General features: G+C 55.9%; 14 protein-coding genes. 11 read left to right on the top strand and 3 right to left on the bottom strand.

Annotated elements, in window-relative coordinates; all coding sequences use genetic code 11:
- Positions 1 to 49: 49 nt before the first annotated feature.
- The 9 genes from pilW (at position 50) to AC6I8E_RS13700 (ending at position 10,893) form a co-directional block, all read left to right on the top strand.
- Positions 50 to 784 (top strand): type IV pilus biogenesis/stability protein PilW, encoded by a 735-nt coding sequence (gene pilW, locus AC6I8E_RS13740; RefSeq protein ID WP_147789526.1) that lies wholly within the window; start codon positions 50 to 52, stop codon positions 782 to 784.
- The gene (rodZ, locus tag AC6I8E_RS13735; RefSeq protein WP_312215860.1) at positions 774 to 1,790 is read left to right on the top strand and encodes a cytoskeleton protein RodZ; all 1,017 of its coding nucleotides are present in this window, start codon (positions 774 to 776) and stop codon (positions 1,788 to 1,790) included. Before pilW ends, rodZ begins: the two co-directional genes overlap by 11 nt.
- Positions 1,791 to 1,827: 37 nt before the next feature.
- Positions 1,828 to 2,949, top strand: coding sequence for a flavodoxin-dependent (E)-4-hydroxy-3-methylbut-2-enyl-diphosphate synthase (gene ispG, locus AC6I8E_RS13730; protein WP_003848692.1), 1,122 nt, complete (start codon positions 1,828 to 1,830; stop codon positions 2,947 to 2,949).
- A gap of 105 nt (positions 2,950 to 3,054) precedes the next feature.
- Positions 3,055 to 4,335: a histidine--tRNA ligase gene (gene hisS / locus AC6I8E_RS13725; RefSeq protein ID WP_095706797.1), complete on the top strand. Its 1,281-nt coding sequence runs from the start codon at positions 3,055 to 3,057 to the stop codon at positions 4,333 to 4,335.
- A gap of 33 nt (positions 4,336 to 4,368) precedes the next feature.
- Positions 4,369 to 4,986, top strand: coding sequence for a YfgM family protein (locus tag AC6I8E_RS13720; RefSeq protein ID WP_013358725.1), 618 nt, complete (start codon positions 4,369 to 4,371; stop codon positions 4,984 to 4,986).
- Between the two features lie 19 nt (positions 4,987 to 5,005).
- On the top strand, positions 5,006 to 6,187 hold the full coding sequence (gene bamB / locus AC6I8E_RS13715; RefSeq protein WP_013358724.1) for an outer membrane protein assembly factor BamB: 1,182 nt from the start codon (positions 5,006 to 5,008) through the stop codon (positions 6,185 to 6,187).
- A 174-nt stretch (positions 6,188 to 6,361) separates the two neighbouring features.
- Positions 6,362 to 7,852, top strand: coding sequence for a ribosome biogenesis GTPase Der (gene der, locus AC6I8E_RS13710; RefSeq protein WP_346435208.1), 1,491 nt, complete (start codon positions 6,362 to 6,364; stop codon positions 7,850 to 7,852).
- A gap of 63 nt (positions 7,853 to 7,915) precedes the next feature.
- Positions 7,916 to 8,137, top strand: coding sequence for a zinc ribbon domain-containing protein (locus AC6I8E_RS13705; protein ID WP_497824102.1), 222 nt, complete (start codon positions 7,916 to 7,918; stop codon positions 8,135 to 8,137).
- A gap of 314 nt (positions 8,138 to 8,451) precedes the next feature.
- Positions 8,452 to 10,893: a glucose/quinate/shikimate family membrane-bound PQQ-dependent dehydrogenase gene (locus AC6I8E_RS13700; RefSeq protein WP_497824101.1), complete on the top strand. Its 2,442-nt coding sequence runs from the start codon at positions 8,452 to 8,454 to the stop codon at positions 10,891 to 10,893.
- 271 nt (positions 10,894 to 11,164) lie between these two features.
- On the opposite strand, the gene AC6I8E_RS13695 is transcribed toward AC6I8E_RS13700, so the two are convergent.
- From AC6I8E_RS13695 to xseA, 3 genes are all read right to left on the bottom strand, one after another.
- A complete protein-coding gene (locus tag AC6I8E_RS13695; protein ID WP_033733520.1) occupies positions 11,165 to 11,497 on the bottom strand; it encodes a protealysin inhibitor emfourin in 333 nt (110 codons plus the stop codon).
- A complete protein-coding gene (locus tag AC6I8E_RS13690; RefSeq protein ID WP_418162813.1) occupies positions 11,494 to 12,507 on the bottom strand; it encodes a M4 family metallopeptidase in 1,014 nt (337 codons plus the stop codon). Before AC6I8E_RS13690 ends, AC6I8E_RS13695 begins: the two co-directional genes overlap by 4 nt.
- 282 nt (positions 12,508 to 12,789) lie before the next feature.
- Positions 12,790 to 14,163 carry an exodeoxyribonuclease VII large subunit gene (gene xseA / locus AC6I8E_RS13685; RefSeq protein ID WP_147789565.1) on the bottom strand — a complete coding sequence of 458 codons (1,374 nt, stop codon included), beginning with the start codon at positions 14,161 to 14,163 and terminating at the stop codon, positions 12,790 to 12,792.
- 168 nt (positions 14,164 to 14,331) lie between these two features.
- Between xseA and guaB the strand changes: the two genes are divergently transcribed.
- Both guaB and guaA read left to right on the top strand, forming a co-directional pair.
- Complete coding sequence (gene guaB, locus AC6I8E_RS13680) at positions 14,332 to 15,798, top strand: IMP dehydrogenase (RefSeq protein ID WP_013358717.1); 1,467 nt, start codon at positions 14,332 to 14,334, stop codon at positions 15,796 to 15,798.
- Between the two features lie 68 nt (positions 15,799 to 15,866).
- The gene (gene guaA, locus AC6I8E_RS13675; protein ID WP_095706801.1) at positions 15,867 to 17,447 is read left to right on the top strand and encodes a glutamine-hydrolyzing GMP synthase; all 1,581 of its coding nucleotides are present in this window, start codon (positions 15,867 to 15,869) and stop codon (positions 17,445 to 17,447) included.
- The last annotated feature ends 125 nt before the right edge of the window (positions 17,448 to 17,572 follow it).

Here is a 17,572-nt window from a genome sequence, read left to right as displayed (position 1 = left end):
GACGCGTGGCAGGCTGCAGCCTGTCAACGTCAACCGGATGGAAACGATTATGCGTAACGGATTACCTGCAGTTTTACTGGCGCTGTTTGTTGTAAGCGGGTGTGTCAGCCAGCCGTATGAACCCGGCGCTGAAGAGGTGCGTCTGCAGTTAGGGATGCACTATCTGGCCGGTGGAGACTATGCCGCAGCTGAGCGAAACTTTCTGCGTGCACAGGCCGCCGCGCCCGAGGACTACCGGGTCTCGCTTGCACTGGCACGGCTGGCGCAGCAGCAGGGTAATCAGACAGCGGCGCAGGCACGGTTTATACTGGCACAGCAGCAGGCCCCGGATAATGGTTTTGTTGCTAACAATTACGGTGCGTTTCTCTGCGCTTTAAGGCAGTATGACGAAGCGCATCAACAGTTTAGTCGGGCAGGCGCTGCACCTCAGTTTGATGCACGCAATGACGCGCGTGAGCTGGCAGGGTTTTGTTATCTGCAGGCGGGCGATGTTGCCGCTGCCCGCAGGACGTTACGCCAGGCCCTTGAGGCCGACAGACGCAAAGCGGATTCGCTGCTGTCGGAAGCTGAAAAGCTGATGGCAGATAACCAGCTGGCAAAGGTGCAGGTTTTGCTCGACGTTTACCAGCAACAGTTGCCCGAAACGGCACGAAGTCTGGCGTTACACTTACGTTTCGCCGCGCTACAGGGAAATGCCGCTGACGTTTCACGTTATGGCGACCAGTTAGCGCGACGTTTTCCGCAATCGATACAGTACCAGCGTTATTTAGCTAATGAATACTGAAGCCACTCAAGAAAACTCTGCATTACATTCAACAGGTGAACGCCTGCGTCTGGCCCGTGAGCAGATGGGGCTGACGCAGCAGAACGTCGCTGAGCGCCTGTGCCTGAAACTCTCTACCGTGCGTGACATTGAGGAAGACAAATCGCCTGCCGATTTAGCCTCTACGTTCCTGCGCGGCTACATTCGTTCTTACGCGCGTCTGGTGCACATTCCTGAAGAGGAACTGCTGCCAATGATGGCGAAACAGACACCGGTTCGGGCTGCAAAAATCGAACCGATGCAAAGTTTCTCACTGGGTAAGCGTCGCAAAAAACGCGACGGCTGGCTGATGATTTTCACCTGGCTGGTGGTGTTTGTGGTGGTGGGGCTGACCGGTGCCTGGTGGTGGCAGAACCATAAGGCGTCGCAGGATGACCTGGTGCCGATGACCGATCAGAACAGCAGTAGCGGCGATAATGGCCAGTCGATTCCGCTGGGTGAATCCAGCGGTGACAGCGCGGCACCTGCCGCGCCGGACGAAAGCAATACCACGACAAGCGATAACAGTGCGGCCAGCACGCCAGCGAGTGCGGCTCCAGCCGCCAGCGCCAGCAATAGCGCGACTGCCGCACAGCAGGACACCAACAGCAATGCGGTGGTATCGCCGAGTCAGGCACCTGTGGAAAACACGGCGGCTGCCCCTGCAGCTACCCAGTCCGGTAACAGCACATCACCTCAGATGCCAGTAGGCGCAGCCGCAGTCAGTGAACCGGCTGCTGACCCTAACGCAGTGGTCATGACCTTTAACGCCGACTGCTGGCTGGAAGTGAGTGATGCGACCGGTAAAAAACTGTTCAGCGGTATTCAGCGCAGTGGTGGTAAACTCAGCCTCGCAGGAACGCCTCCGTATCGTCTGAAAATTGGCGCGCCTTCCGCGGTTCAGGTGCAATATCAGAATCAGCCCGTTGATTTAAGCCGTTTTATCCGTAATAACCAGGTTGCTCGCCTGACGTTGGGTGCGCAATAACAGCGTATCGCGTACCGGGCAATTGTGGAGAAGAAATATGCATAACGAAGCACCCATTATCCGCCGTAAATCCAAACGCATTTACGTCGGCAAGGTGCCGGTCGGTGACGGCGCGCCAATCGCCGTTCAGTCGATGACCAACACCCGCACCACTGACGTGGAAGCGACGGTAAATCAGATCAAAGCCCTTGAGCGCGTCGGTGTCGACATCGTGCGTATCTCGGTGCCTACCATGGATGCCGCAGAAGCATTCAGACTGATCAAACAGCAGGTAAACGTGCCGCTGGTTGCAGATATTCATTTTGACTACCGCATCGCCCTGAAAGTCGCCGAATATGGCGTCGACTGCCTGCGCATCAATCCTGGTAATATCGGGAACAATGAGCGCATCCGTATGGTGGTCGACTGCGCACGCGACAACAATATTCCGATTCGAATTGGCGTGAACGCCGGTTCGCTGGAAAAAGATCTGCAGGAAAAGTATGGCGAGCCGACGCCACAGGCGCTGCTGGAATCTGCCATGCGACACGTCGATCATCTCGACCGTCTTAACTTCGATCAATTCAAAGTCAGCGTAAAAGCGTCTGACGTCTTTCTCGCGGTTGAATCTTATCGCCTGCTGGCGAAACAGATCGAACAGCCTCTGCATCTCGGCATCACCGAAGCGGGTGGCGCGCGCGCAGGCGCAGTAAAATCAGCGATTGGCCTGGGGCTGCTGCTGTCAGAAGGGATCGGCGATACGCTGCGCATCTCGCTGGCGGCCGATCCGGTTGAAGAAGTGAAAGTCGGTTTTGATATCCTGAAGTCACTGCGCATTCGCTCTCGCGGTATCAACTTCATCGCCTGCCCGACCTGCTCACGTCAGGAGTTTGACGTTATCGGTACGGTCAACGCGCTGGAGCAGCGTCTGGAAGACCTGATCACGCCGATGGATGTGTCGATTATCGGCTGTGTAGTCAACGGACCCGGCGAAGCGACCCTCTCTACGCTGGGCGTTACCGGCGGCAGCAAGAAGAGTGGTTTCTACGAAGATGGTGTGCGTCAGCGCGATCGTCTCGACAACAATGACATGATCGATCAGCTGGAAGCGCGCATCCGTGCCAAAGCGTCGATGCTGGATGCCAGCCGCCGTATTGATGTGCAGCATCTGGAAAAATAATGGCGTGCGCGGCCTGCGTACGTGACTTTTTTGACTGAACCTGTGCGGTTTCATCCTCATAAGGTATGATGCCGGACAGGTTTTTTTGCATTAAGAGATTTTAACGTGGCGAAGAATATTCAGGCAATTCGCGGGATGAACGACTACCTGCCTGCGGATACTGCCCTCTGGCAACGGATTGAAGGCGTTCTCAAGCAGACGCTGGCGAGCTACGGTTACAGCGAAATTCGCTTACCGCTGGTAGAGCAAACCCCACTGTTTAAACGCGCCATCGGTGAAGTCACCGACGTGGTTGAAAAAGAGATGTATACCTTCGATGACCGCAACGGTGAAAGCCTGACGCTGCGTCCGGAAGGTACGGCAGGCTGCGTGCGCGCCGGTATCGAACACGGTTTACTCTACAACCAGGAACAGCGCCTGTGGTACATGGGACCGATGTTCCGCTACGAACGTCCGCAAAAAGGCCGCTATCGTCAGTTCTATCAGATCGGTGTGGAAGTGTTTGGTCTGCAGGGACCGGACATCGATGCTGAACTGATCATGCTGAATGCCCGCTGGTGGAAAGCCCTGGGTATCTCTGAGCACGTTCGCCTGGAACTTAACTCTATCGGTTCGCTGGAAGCCCGTGCTCACTATCGTGACGCGCTGGTCGCCTTTCTTGAACAGCACAAAGACGTGCTGGACGAGGATTGCAAACGCCGCATGTACAGTAACCCGATGCGCGTTCTCGACAGCAAAAATCCCGATGTTCAGCAACTGCTGAATGATGCGCCACAGCTTGGCGACTATCTGGATGACGACTCCCGCGAGCATTTCAGCGGCTTGTGTGCCCTTCTGGATGACGCAGGTATCAGCTACACCGTCAATCAGCGTCTGGTACGCGGCCTGGATTACTACAACCGCACCGTGATTGAGTGGGTTACCGATAGCCTGGGTTCACAGGGCACGGTGTGTGGCGGCGGTCGCTATGATGGCCTGGTTGAGCAGCTCGGTGGCCGTGCAACGCCTGCCGTGGGTTTCGCCATGGGCATGGAGCGTCTGGTGCTGCTGGTTCAGGCGGTTAATCCTGAATTTGAACCGACGAGCAATGTGGATGTCTATGTTATCGCTTCAGGTCAGGGCGTGCAGTCTGCTGCGATGCAGCTGGCTGAGAAATTGCGTGATGAAGCGCCGGAACTGAGGCTGATGACTAACTTTGGCGGCGGCAACTTCAAGAAGCAATTTGCCCGTGCTGACAAGTGGGGCGCACGCGTTGCCCTGGTGTTAGGCGAAGACGAAGTCAAAGCCGGTCAGGTCGTGATTAAAGATCTGCGCCGTGGCGAGCAGCAAACGCTGGATCAGGCAGAGGCTGCTGCTGTATTGCGCACGCTGTTACAGTCAGCGTGACACAGCACCAACCATAGAAAGGAGAGGGATTGCGTGGAAGTGTATAGCAATGAGAACGAGCAGACCGACGCGCTGCGCAACTTTTTTGCCAGTAATGGCAAAGCGTTAGCCATTGGCGTAGTCATCGGCATTGCTGCGCTGGGTGGCTGGCGTTACTGGAGCAGTCATCAGGATGATACGGCGAAATCCGTGTCCGCGCAGTATCAGCAGCTCACCAGCGCCATGCAGGCGGGTAAACCGGAAACGCTGGAAGCGGTCAGCCGTTTTGCCAGTGAAAACAGCAATACCTACGGTGCGCTGGCTGCGATGGATCTGGCGAAGCAGTATGTTGACGCTGGTCAGCTTGATAAGGCCGCAACGCTGCTGCAAAACGGACTGAAAGACACCAAAGATGCCAATCTGCAGGCGGTGATTAACCTGCGCCTGGCACGCATTCAACTGCAACAGAATCAAGCGGATGCGGCGCTTAAAACCCTTGACGGTGTGAAGGGTGATGGCTGGACAGCCATTGTGGCCGATATTCGTGGCGAAGCGCTGCTGACCAAAGGTGACAAGCAGGGCGCGCGCGATGCCTGGAGTAAAGGAGTCGAATCTGACGCCTCTCCGGCATTGAAGCAAATGATGCAGATGAAGATGAATAACTTAAGCTAAGCCAGTCAAGAGAGCGCACATGGAATTACGTAAATACCTGCTGCCAGGACTGATTTCAGTCACTTTGCTCAGCGGTTGTTCGCTGTTTAGCGGCGAAGAAGATGTAGTAAAAATGGCCCCGTTGCCGAAGGTAGAAAATCAGTTCACGCCACAGAAAGTGTGGAACACCTCGGTAGGCGATGGCGTTGGTGATTTCTACTCAAATCTGCATCCGGCCTGGCAGGACAACACTGTTTTTGCAGCCGATCGTTTTGGTATTGTCAAAGCGCTGGATGCCGCAGACGGTAAAGAAAAATGGAAAGTCGATCTCTCTGAGAAAACCGGCTTCTTCTCGAAAAACCGCTCAGCGCTGTTATCAGGCGGCCTGACCGCTGATGGCGATCGGGTTTATGTCGGCAGCGAGCGCGGCAAAGTTTATGCCCTGAACAGCAGCGATGGCAGCCTGGCCTGGCAGACCAGCGTCGCAGGTGAAGCGCTGTCTCGTCCTGTTGTCAGCGATGGTCTGGTACTGGTGCATACCAGTAACGGCATGCTGCAGGGACTGGATCAGAGCAGCGGTGCGGTGAAGTGGAGCGTCAATCTGGATATGCCAGCGTTGTCTCTGCGCGGTGAATCTGCACCTGCTGTCGCATTTGGCGGCGCCATTGTCGGTGGCGACAACGGTCGCGTCAGTGCCGTGGTGATGAACCAGGGACAGCTGATCTGGCAGCAGCGTATTTCTCAGGTCAGCGGTGCCACTGAGATCGACCGTCTTAATGACGTCGATACCACGCCGGTTATCGTTAATGGCGTAGTGTATGCACTCGCTTACAACGGTAACCTGTCGGCGCTGGATCTGCGTTCCGGCCAGATTTTGTGGAAACGCGAAATTGGCGGTGTGAAAGATCTGATTGTCGATGCCGGTCGTATCTATCTGGTCGATCAGGATGACCGTGTGATTGCGCTGAACGCTGATGGCGGTGTTGCCATCTGGCGTCAGAGCGATCTGCTGCATCGCAACCTGACGTCACCGGTGCTCTACAACGGCTACCTGGTGGTCGGCGACAGTGAAGGTTATCTGCACTGGCTGAACACCACCGATGGTCGTTTTGTCGCACAGCAGAAACTGGATAGCTCAGGCTTCCAGACTGAGCCGGTGGTTGCCAGCGATAAGCTGCTGATCCAGTCGAAAGACGGCGAGGTTTATGCGATTACCCGTTAACGGGTAAACGTCTGGCAGGTGAAATCCTCCGTTCCGACGGCTCCTGATTTAATCAGGGGCCGTTTCGTTTTTAGTCAGGCATGGTATTCTTTGCGCCTTAAGCCTGAACTTAGCGGCCAGAGCCGTTATAATCACGCCATTCGGGCGATTCATTATTTATTGAGGCATTTTGTTATGGTACCTGTGGTCGCGCTGGTTGGGCGTCCCAATGTGGGAAAATCTACGCTATTTAACCGCTTAACCCGCACACGTGATGCGCTGGTAGCGGATTTTCCTGGACTGACTCGCGATCGCAAATATGGTCGCGCCGAAGTGGAAGGGCGCGAATTTATTGTTATTGATACCGGTGGTATCGACGGCACCGAAGAAGGTGTTGAAACGCGGATGGCCGAGCAGTCACTGCTGGCGATTGAAGAAGCCGATGTCGTGCTATTTATGGTCGATGCACGTGCGGGCATGATGGCCGCCGATCAGCAGATCGCTAAGCATCTCCGCTCGCGTCAGAAAGCGACTTTCCTGGTGGCGAACAAAACTGACGGTCTCGATCCGGATCAGGCGATTGTCGACTTCTATTCACTGGGCCTGGGCGAGATTCATGCCATTGCAGCCTCGCATGGTCGTGGTGTGAGCAGCCTGATAGAAGAGGCACTGCTGCCGTGGATGGAAAAAGTTGAGACGGTCGAGCTCACTGAAGAAGAAGAGAACCAGGCTTACTGGGCTGCGCTTGAAGCTGACGAGATTGCTGAGCACGAAGCCGCAGAGGAAGAGGAAAACTTCGACCCGACTGGCTTGCCAATCAAACTGGCGATCGTTGGCCGTCCTAACGTAGGTAAGTCAACGCTTACTAACCGTATTCTCGGTGAAGACCGCGTGGTGGTCTACGATATGCCGGGCACCACCCGCGACAGTATCTATATTCCGATGGAGCGTGATGGACGTGAATACGTTCTGATCGACACCGCAGGCGTGCGTAAGCGTGCCAAAATTTCTGACACCGTTGAGAAATTCTCGGTAATCAAGACGCTGCAGGCAATTGAAGATGCCAACGTCGTGATGCTGGTGATTGATGCCCATGCCGGTATTTCCGATCAGGATCTCTCGCTGCTGGGCTTCATTCTTAACAGTGGTCGCTCGCTGGTGATTGTGGTCAACAAATGGGATGGCCTGTCGCAGGAAGTGCGTGATGAAGTGAAAGAGACGCTGGATTTCCGTCTGGGCTTTATCGATTTCGCCCGCATCCACTTTATCTCTGCGCTGCACGGCAGCGGCGTGGGTAATCTGTTTGAGTCGATTACAGAAGCCTATGACTGTTCGACCCGACGCGTTAACACCTCGCTGCTGACCCGCATCATGAACATGGCGGCAGACGATCACCAGCCGCCGCTGGTTCGCGGTCGTCGCGTTAAGCTTAAATATGCGCATGCTGGTGGCTATAACCCGCCTATCGTGGTGATCCATGGTAACCAGGTTAAGGATCTGCCTGATTCTTATAAACGCTACCTGATGAACTATTTCCGTAAATCACTTAACGTGATGGGAACGCCAATTCGCATTCAGTTCAAAGAGGGTGATAACCCTTATGAAGGCAAACGTAACCTGCTGACGCCAACGCAGCAGCGTAAACGTAAGCGTCTGATGGCGCATATGAAAAAGAATAAGCGTTAATAAAATGAGGGCCATCTGGCCCTCTTTTTTTTGCGCTGAATAACGCAGTGAGGGGAGAACACAATGCGTGTACTTTGTGAAAAATGTCAGCAACCGCTGTCGCTCAGCGACGGTGAATTTACCTGCACAGCCTGCGGAGCGCATTACCCGACGCATTCCTGCTGTCCTGAGTGTCATCAGCCACTTGAGGTGCTGAAAGCCTGCGGCGCAGTGGACTATTTTTGCCGCAACGGACATGGTCTGATCTCCCGCAAGCGCGTACTTTTCCAGCCACCCGGTCACTGACCTCGCTTTCAGCTACGCTTAAAATGTCAGATAACGCAGAGTGACCCCTGGCCCTTTTTTGTAGCAAAAATGCTATTACTCCGTAACAAACGCGTTGTATATGTTCACTCTGTAATGTACCAGGTGGTACAATCCTGCCGCGTCGTGGGAGGGGTCAGCCACATCCGTGCTCTTCCGGCCCACAGATTCTCACGGACGCGGGTCTGTTTATATTCGATTTGAAACAGAGCAATGCTCTGCGCGGACGTGCATAACGCGCCAGAGACCGGACGGCATCTGTCCGGATGCTCTGTTTATTCAGGAGAGTAAGTGTTATGGCTGAAACATCCTCCCGCTCCGGAAAGGGGCTGGGAATCGCATCCGTGCTTCTCGGACTGGTGCTGCTTGCCACCGGTCTGTTTTTTGCCATTGGCGGCGGCAAACTGGTAGCCCTTGGCGGCAGCTGGTACTTTTTAATTGCGGGTATCGTCACTGTGCTCTCCGCAATTCAATTCTTCCGTCGCAAATCATCGGCAGTGGTTCTGTTCCTGCTGGTCTTTGTCGGCACCCTGATCTGGTCGCTGTTCGATGCGGGTCTGGAGTTCTGGCCACTGGTTTCGCGCCTGATGGTCCCAGCCGGACTGATGCTGCTGGCCTTCCTGATCTGGCCTTCACTGCGTAAGCACGAAGGTAAGCACTCACTGGCAAAACCTTCATACGCCTTCTCTGCGCTGCTGGCGGCAGGCATGGTGGTGACGCTGGTGCAGATGTTCCAGCCACATCCTACCGTTGCAGCGACCGGCGAAGAGCTGCCACTGATCCCGGTTGATAAAGCGAAACAGCAGAAAGACTGGGATAACTACGGTAATACCCCGCAGGGCAGCCGCTTTGTGGCGCTGGACCAAATCACCCGCGACAACGTGAAAGATCTGCAGGTCGCCTGGACCTTCCACACCGGTGATACGCCTGTCAGCCCGACCGGTAACGGTGCGGAAGATCAGCAGACACCGTTGCAGATTGGCAATACCCTTTACCTCTGTACGCCGCACAACAACATCATCGCGGTTGAAGCCAACAGCGGTAAGCAGATCTGGAAACGTGAAATCAATGCCAAAGCAGAAGTCTGGCCACGCTGCCGTGGTCTGGCTTATTTTGACGCAACCAAACCGCTGCAACAGCCGGATAAGCCGGGCTCTTCACCTGTACCTGCCGCTGTGCTGCCAGCCGGTGACAGCTGCCAGCGTCGAATTCTGATGAACACCATCGACGCGCGTCTGATTGCGATTAACGCCGACAACGGTGAGTTCTGTGAAAACTTCGGCGATCACGGCATCGTTGATCTTAAAGCGGGACTGGGCCAGGCACCGGATCCACAGTATCAGCTGACCTCTGCGCCAACGCTGGCGGGCACCACCGTCGTGGTGGGTGGTCGTGTCGCAGATAACGTGCAGACCGATATGCCAGGTGGTGTGCTGCGTGGCTTTGACGTTATCACCGGTAAAATGCGCTGGGCGTTTGACCCAGGCAATGTAGACCCGAATGCGATTCTGATGCCGGGTAAAGATTATACCCGCAGTACGCCAAACTCCTGGGCGCCGATGTCGTACGACCCGGCCATGAACACGGTGTTCATCCCGATGGGTAGTTCCTCGGTTGACCTCTGGGGTGCGAACCGTACCGAACTGGATCACAAATACGGTGCTTCAGTGCTGGCACTGGATGCGACTACCGGTAAAGAGAAGTGGGTCTATCAGACCGTACATAACGATCTGTGGGACTTCGACCTGCCGATGCAGCCAAGCCTGATCGACTTCCCGCAGAAAGATGGCAGCACCACGCCAGCGGTGGTGATTGGTGGTAAAACCGGCATGATCTTCGTGCTTGACCGTATGACCGGCAAGCCGCTGACCAAAGTCGAAGAACTGCCGATGCCGCAGGGTCATATCCCGAACGAGCAGTACACGAAAACACAGCCACACTCGACCGGTATGCCGCAGATTGGCAACCAGACGCTGAAAGAGTCTGACATGTGGGGTGCAACGCCGTTCGATCAGCTGGCCTGCCGTGTTGCCTTCAAATCGATGCGCTACGACGGCCTGTTCACCGTGCCGGACACCGACAAGTCGCTGAGCTTCCCGGGTTCGCTGGGCGGGATGAACTGGGGCAGCATGTCGATCGATCCGAACAACCATCTGCTGTTCGTCAATGACATGCGTCTGGGCCTGTGGGTTCAGATGATCCCGGCGGATACCAGCAACATTGCCCGTGGCAGCAACGGCGGCGAAGCGATCAACACCGGTATGGGTGCCGTTCCGCTGAAAGGCACGCCATATGCTGTGAACAAAAACCGCTTTATGTCGCCGCTGGGCATTCCTTGTCAGAAGCCGCCATTTGGTACGCTGTCGGCGATTGATCTGAAAACCCAGAAAATCGTCTGGCAGGTGCCGGTCGGCACTGTGCAGGATACCGGTCCGTTTGGCATCAAAATGCGTGTGAAAATGCCGGTTGGCATGCCAACGCTGGGCGGTACGCTGGCAACACAGGGCGGCCTGGTGTTCATCGCCGGTACGCAGGATTACTATCTGCGCGCCTTTGACTCTTCAACCGGTAAAGAGGTGTGGAAAGCACGCCTGCCGGTCGGCAGTCAGGGTGGCCCGATGAGCTACGTTTCACCGAAAGATGGTAAGCAGTACATCCTGATCTCGGCAGGTGGCGCACGTCAGTCACCGGACCGCGGTGATTACGTGATTGCTTACGCGCTGCCAGACAGCAAGTAACAACGCATAAAGAAAAGGGCCGACAATGTCGGCCCTTTTTTTGAAAAAGTCTTACCCCATTTGCTGTAAAACCGAGCATGCTCAGGGAAAACGGTCAGATCGGAAAGTCGCAAAATCGTCATCCATGACTGCTCGGCCCGCGCCGTCCATGGCGCGGGACGCTTTCCTCCTCTGACCGTGTTACCTTCGCTTTAGGCTCATTCGTTGCAGCTAAATTCACATCAGATTATCAGCTGTCTCCGGGCCGACATTGTCGGCCCTTTTTATTTGCTTATTTTCCGTCGTGCCACAGCGCCTTTAGCTCAGGCGGGGCTATCTGTTCCGGAATCAGCAGCACAATGGTGCCCGCCTCACGGCGGGTGGCATACTGAATCTGGATGCGAAAATAACGCTGGTCGCCACTGCCCACCTGTGCGGCTTTCTCCTCGGGTTCGCCCAGCGGCATCGCCTGCTCAAGCGCGTGGCAGACGCGCTGTTTTTCAGGGGGTGGCAGTTCGCCCAGCATAAAACGACGTTCGGCACGCAGCCCCGGAATAAAGGCCATGCCGCCTTCACGCGCGACGACAATGGTCGCATCATCGGTGAGTTCGGGCAGGTCACTCATAGCACGCCAACCTCCTTCCACGCCTGTTCAATGGCACTGCTCACTGACGGGTTAAACCGCTTTTCGCCATGCTTAATGGTGAAGCGAGCAAAGGTTTTAAAATCTGCATCCTGTGGCAGTTCGTCGTCACACACCGTGTCATACCAGGCATATCCCGCCTGTTCCCACGCATGACCACCCAGCGCTTTGGCCGCCAGATAAAAAGCCCGGTTAGGAATGCCGGAGTTGATATGCACGCCGCCATTGTCTTCGCGGGTTTTCACATAGTGATCCATGTGGGCCGGTTGCGGGTCTTTGCCCAACAGCGGGTCGTCGTAGGCGGTGCCGGGTTCGGACATCGACCGCAGACCACGCCCGTTAATACCCTTCGCCAGCAGCCCTTCACCAATAATCCAGTCTGCTTCATCCGCACGCTGCTTTTTGCTGAACTGTTTTACCAGCGAGCCAAAGACATCCGACAGCGACTCATTCAGTGCGCCAGCCTGCTCAAAATAGATTAATCCGGCTTCGTTTTCCGTGACGCCATGTGCCAGTTCGTGGGCCACAACGTCAATCGCAATGGTAAAGCGATTAAAGATTTCGCCGTCACCATCGCCAAATACCATCTGCTGACCGTTCCAGAAGGCGTTCTGGTATTTCTCACCATAATGCACGGTACCCAGCAACTTCAGGCCCTGACCATCCAGCGAATTACGCTGATACGCCTGCCAGAAGAAGTCATAGGTGACGCCAAGGTAGTCCCAGGCTTCTTCAGCCGCGACATCATCATTACCCGGCTGGCCCTCCTGACGAATCAGCTTACCCGGCAGGGTTTCCTGGTTTTGCGCATCATAAATTTCACGATCAACATGACCGCCCGCCGCTGTTTTCACGCCGGTCGGTTTTTGCCAGTGTTCCGCCATCAGGTGCTGAACGTGCGTCAGGGTGCGGCGCGCCTGCGCCTGCTGGTGGCCGGAACTGTGAGCGATGATCTTGCGAAGGATATAGGGAGGAATAACGCAGTAAGCCATGTAAGACTCCTTGGCAAAAAGGAATGAGTCAAAAGTATAGACCCGTCTGGCTGGTTAGACCTCATTAGCGAGGCCAGCGGTAAATGGAAAAATGTGAGGTGGCGCGCAAAGTCAGTGTCAGGGGCGGATTGGAGATGGCGCTTATTTTTCAGACAACCATTCTCACGGGTTCTATGAGAATTTTTGGCAGCAAAAATCAGCCCTAAAAACAATCGATCAGGCTGTACAGGACTCATGAATGAGGCCAGCGTTAAGTGGAGGAGTGTGAGCTGGCGGAGAGCGTCAGGAAGCGGTTTTACGGCGGCGCTTTTTCTCAGGTAACAGCTGTGTCACCTGGCTTTCAACCCAGCCATCATCCAGACGGGTGCGCAGCAGGTCGCCGCTCTGCAGCTGTGCGGTTTTCTTCACCACCTGACCGGCGGTGTCGGTGGTCACGCTAAAACCACGCGCGAGCGTCGCCAGCGGGCTGACACCTTCGAGCTGTGCGACCAACTGACCAAACTGCTGTTTATTATTGCTCAGCTGTGTTGCCATGCTCTGCTGCAGGCGATAGTGCCAGCTTTGCAGCTGTTTTTGCGCCTGGAACAGACGCTGCTGCGGCTGTTGAGCGTTGAGCCGATGCGCCAGGCGATCCTGCTGACGTGTGGCCTGACGCAGGCGGGTTTCCATCGCTTCACCCAGACGCTGCTGCAGGCGGAACAGGGCGGTCTGCTGACGGGCCAGACGCAGCTGTGGATGCTGCTGCTGCAGGCGATGTTCAAGACGCGTGTAAAGCCGCTGCTGGCGCGCCAGATAGTAATCCATCGCCATCTCCAGCCGCTGTTGCTGCGATTGCAACTGGCGCAGCAGCTCCAGCTGGTTCCGGCTGACGATTTCTGCGGCTGCTGAAGGGGTAGGGGCGCGTAAATCGGCGACGAAGTCCGCGATGGTGACATCCGTTTCATGACCGACGGCGCTGACGACAGGAATGCGGCTGGCAAAAATGGCACGCGCCACGCGTTCGTCGTTAAAGCTCCATAAATCTTCCAGCGAACCGCCGCCGCGCCCGACGATTAACACATCGCACTCATTGCGCAGGTTGGCAATTTCAATCGCCCGGACGATAGCGGCTGGCGCATCGACGCCCTGTACCACAGTCGGGTAGATGACTACAGGCAGGGAGGGATCACGGCGATGCAGCACGCGTAACACATCGTGCAGCGCTGCGCCGGTGGAGGAGGTGATCACCCCGACCTGACGCGCCGGTTCCGGCAGCGGTTGCTTATGCTGCGGCTCAAACAAGCCTTCGCTCGCCAGCTTTGCTTTCAGCAGTTCAAACTGCTGTTGCAGCAGGCCTTCACCCGCCGGATGCATGCTTTCAGCAATCAGCTGATAGTCACCGCGAGGTTCATAGAGCGTGATGTTGGCGCGAACCAGTACCTGCTGACCATGCTGCGGCCGAAAGGTGACGCGACGGTTGCTGTTGCGGAACATGGCACAGCGAACCTGAGCGCCATCATCTTTCAGCGTGAAGTACCAGTGACCGGAGGCCGGTTGCGTGAAGTTGGAGATCTCGGCGCTGATCCAGACCAGGCCCATCTCTTTCTCCAGCAACTGACGCACTGTCGTATTGAGACGGCTGACGGTAAAAATATTGGCGGTAGATGGCAGCGACATGTGACGAAGATCAAATTCCAAATCAGCAGGTTAATTCATCGATACTACAGGGCTGTCAGTGCGGATCAAGAGTTTTTCGTAAATAATGCTGGAGGCAATCGATTACGGCCTGTATAATGCCACGGCAATATTTTATCTAATCTCAATCACCCGAGGTGGAGTATTGCCATGTTAAGAATCGCTAAAGAAGCACTCACTTTTGACGACGTTCTGCTCGTTCCTGCTCACTCCACCGTCCTGCCTAATACGGCCGATCTCAGCACTCAGCTGACCAAAAATATCCGTTTGAATATTCCTATGCTCTCCGCTGCCATGGATACCGTGACCGAAGCGGGTCTGGCGATTGCGCTGGCACAGGAAGGCGGCCTTGGCTTCATCCACAAAAACATGTCGATTGAACGCCAGGCGGATGAAGTGCGCAAGGTGAAGAAACATGAGAGCGGCGTGGTTACCGATCCGCAGACCGTGCTGCCAACCACGCCACTGGCTGACGTTAAAGCGCTGACCGAGCGCAACGGCTTTGCGGGCTATCCGGTTGTTAACCTCGACAACGAACTGGTCGGTATCATCACCGGTCGTGACGTCCGCTTTGTAACGGACCTTTCTCAGCCGGTCTCTGCGGTTATGACCCCGAAAGATCGTCTGGTGACGGTGAAAGAGGGCGAAGCACGCGACGTCGTGCTGCAGAAAATGCATGAGAAGCGCGTTGAGAAAGCGCTGGTGGTGGATGACAGCTTCCATTTGCTGGGCATGATCACTGTTAAAGACTTCCAGAAAGCCGAACGTAAACCTAACGCCTGTAAAGATGCGCAGGGTCGTCTGCGTGTCGGTGCGGCAGTAGGCGCGGGTGCCGGTAACGAAGAGCGTATCGATGCGCTGGTTGCTGCGGGCGTTGACGTGCTGCTGATCGACTCTTCACACGGCCACTCTGAAGGCGTGCTGTCACGTATCCGTGAAACCCGTGCCAAATATCCTGACCTTGAAATCGTCGGCGGCAACGTCGCTACCGGCGCAGGCGCACTGGCGCTGGTCGCGGCAGGCGTCAGCGCTGTTAAAGTGGGTATCGGTCCTGGCTCTATCTGTACGACCCGTATCGTGACCGGCGTGGGCGTTCCGCAGATTACTGCCGTTTCTGACGCCGTGACTGCGCTGGAAGGCACTGGTATTCCGGTTATCGCCGATGGCGGTATCCGTTTCTCCGGCGACATCGCCAAAGCGATCGCCGCAGGTGCCTCCTGTGTGATGGTCGGTTCGATGCTGGCGGGGACCGAAGAGTCACCGGGCGAGATCGAACTCTATCAGGGCCGTTCGTTCAAATCCTATCGCGGTATGGGTTCACTGGGCGCGATGTCCAAAGGCTCTTCTGACCGTTACTTCCAGACTGATAACGCCGCCGACAAACTGGTGCCGGAAGGCATCGAAGGCCGCGTGGCCTATAAAGGCCGTCTGAAAGAGATCGTACATCAGCAGATGGGCGGCCTGCGTTCGTGCATGGGCCTGACCGGTTGCCCGACCATTGACGACCTGCGCACCAAAGCGGAATTTGTCCGCATCAGCGGCGCAGGCATCAATGAGAGCCACGTGCATGATGTGACCATCACCAAAGAGTCACCGAACTACCGCATGGGTTCATAATCCCGATTTCCCGCCCGGCTTCAGCCGGGCGCTTTTATTGATCAAGTCACCGTTCTGGAAACCCCTCAATGACGACGGAAAATATCCATAAGCACCGCATTCTGATTCTCGATTTCGGCTCACAATATACTCAGCTGGTTGCCCGCCGCGTGCGCGAACTCGGCGTTTACTGTGAACTCTGGGCATGGGATGTCACCGAAGAGCAGATCCGCCAGTTCAACCCAAGCGGCATCATCCTTTCCGGCGGCCCGGAAAGCACCACCGAGCTGAACAGCCCGCGTGCACCTGAATATGTCTTCAGCGCTGGCGTGCCGGTGCTGGGTGTCTGCTACGGTATGCAGACCATGGCGATGCAGCTGGGCGGCACCGTTTCAGGATCAAATGAGCGCGAATTTGGTTATGCGCAGGTCGAAGTCACCACGCCAAGCGCGCTGGTTCGCGACATCGAAGATGCGATTAGCGCTGCGGGTAAACCGCTGCTGGATGTCTGGATGAGCCACGGCGACAAAGTCACGGCGATCCCGGCTGACTTCGTGACCGTTGCCAGCACAGAAAGCTGTCCGTTCGCTATCATGGCCAACGAAGAGAAGCGTTTCTACGGCGTGCAGTTCCACCCGGAAGTGACCCACACCCGCCAGGGTCTGCGGATGCTCGAGCGCTTCATCATCGACATCTGTGAATGTGAAGCCCTGTGGACCCCTGCCAAAATCATTGAAGATGCCGTTGAGCGCCTGCGTGAGCAGGTGGGTAACGACAAAGTGATCCTCGGTCTGTCAGGTGGCGTGGACTCCTCTGTGACCGCAATGCTGCTGCATCGCGCCATTGGTGACCGCCTGACCTGCGTGTTTGTGGATAACGGCCTGCTGCGTCTGAACGAAGCACAGCAGGTGATGGATATGTTTGGCGACCACTTTGGTCTGAACATCATCCATATACCGGCTGAAATGCGCTTCCTGGATGCGCTGGCGGGTATTGATGAACCTGAAGCCAAGCGTAAAACCATTGGTCGCGTCTTTGTGGAAGTGTTCGACGAAGAAGCGCTGAAGCTGCAGGACGTGAAGTGGCTGGCGCAGGGCACCATCTATCCGGACGTGATTGAATCGGCGGCGTCTGCCACCGGTAAAGCGCACGTGATCAAGTCACACCACAACGTGGGTGGTCTGCCGAAAGAGATGAAGATGGGCCTGGTTGAGCCGCTGAAAGAGCTGTTCAAAGACGAAGTGCGTAAGATTGGTCTGGAGCTGGGCCTGCCATACGACATGCTGTTCCGCCATCCGTTCCCGGGTCCGGGTCTGGGCGTGCGCGTACTGGGCGAAGTGAAGAAAGAGTATTGCGACCTGCTGCGTCGTGCCGATGCTATCTTCATCGAAGAGCTGCACAAAGCGGATCTCTACAACAAAGTCAGCCAGGCATTCACCGTCTTCCTGCCGGTTCGTTCGGTCGGCGTGATGGGTGATGGCCGTAAATATGACTGGGTTGTCTCGCTACGTGCGGTAGAAACCATCGACTTTATGACCGCACACTGGGCGCACCTGCCGTATGATTTCCTGGGCCGCGTCTCTAACCGCATCATCAATGAAGTCGACGGTATTTCCCGTGTAGTGTATGACATCAGCGGTAAGCCACCGGCGACGATTGAGTGGGAATAAACCGGTTTGCGCCGATTAAACCCTGATGCCTAAAAAGCCCGCTTCCAGCGGGTTTTTTATTGCCTGAAACACACGCAGACTCCCCGCTTTAACCTTTCGGCACATCCGGATAGCCATCTGGCGGT

The sequence above is a fragment of the Pantoea sp. X-Soil-YNGN-785 genome (genome assembly GCF_059730585.1).
Note: the sequence above shows the minus strand (reverse complement) of the source record. Positions and strands in the feature narration are given on the sequence as shown.

Coding starts and splice junctions, on each gene's coding strand:
- pilW (WP_147789526.1), top strand. CDS start 50: ATGCGTAACGGATTACCTGCAGTTTTACTGGCGCTGTTTGTTGTAAGC.
- rodZ (WP_312215860.1), top strand. CDS start 774: ATGAATACTGAAGCCACTCAAGAAAACTCTGCATTACATTCAACAGGT.
- ispG (WP_003848692.1), top strand. CDS start 1,828: ATGCATAACGAAGCACCCATTATCCGCCGTAAATCCAAACGCATTTAC.
- bamB (WP_013358724.1), top strand. CDS start 5,006: ATGGAATTACGTAAATACCTGCTGCCAGGACTGATTTCAGTCACTTTG.
- der (WP_346435208.1), top strand. CDS start 6,362: ATGGTACCTGTGGTCGCGCTGGTTGGGCGTCCCAATGTGGGAAAATCT.
- AC6I8E_RS13705 (WP_497824102.1), top strand. CDS start 7,916: ATGCGTGTACTTTGTGAAAAATGTCAGCAACCGCTGTCGCTCAGCGAC.
- AC6I8E_RS13700 (WP_497824101.1), top strand. CDS start 8,452: ATGGCTGAAACATCCTCCCGCTCCGGAAAGGGGCTGGGAATCGCATCC.
- AC6I8E_RS13695 (WP_033733520.1), bottom strand. CDS start 11,497: ATGAGTGACCTGCCCGAACTCACCGATGATGCGACCATTGTCGTCGCG.
- AC6I8E_RS13690 (WP_418162813.1), bottom strand. CDS start 12,507: ATGGCTTACTGCGTTATTCCTCCCTATATCCTTCGCAAGATCATCGCT.
- xseA (WP_147789565.1), bottom strand. CDS start 14,163: ATGTCGCTGCCATCTACCGCCAATATTTTTACCGTCAGCCGTCTCAAT.
- guaB (WP_013358717.1), top strand. CDS start 14,332: ATGTTAAGAATCGCTAAAGAAGCACTCACTTTTGACGACGTTCTGCTC.
- guaA (WP_095706801.1), top strand. CDS start 15,867: ATGACGACGGAAAATATCCATAAGCACCGCATTCTGATTCTCGATTTC.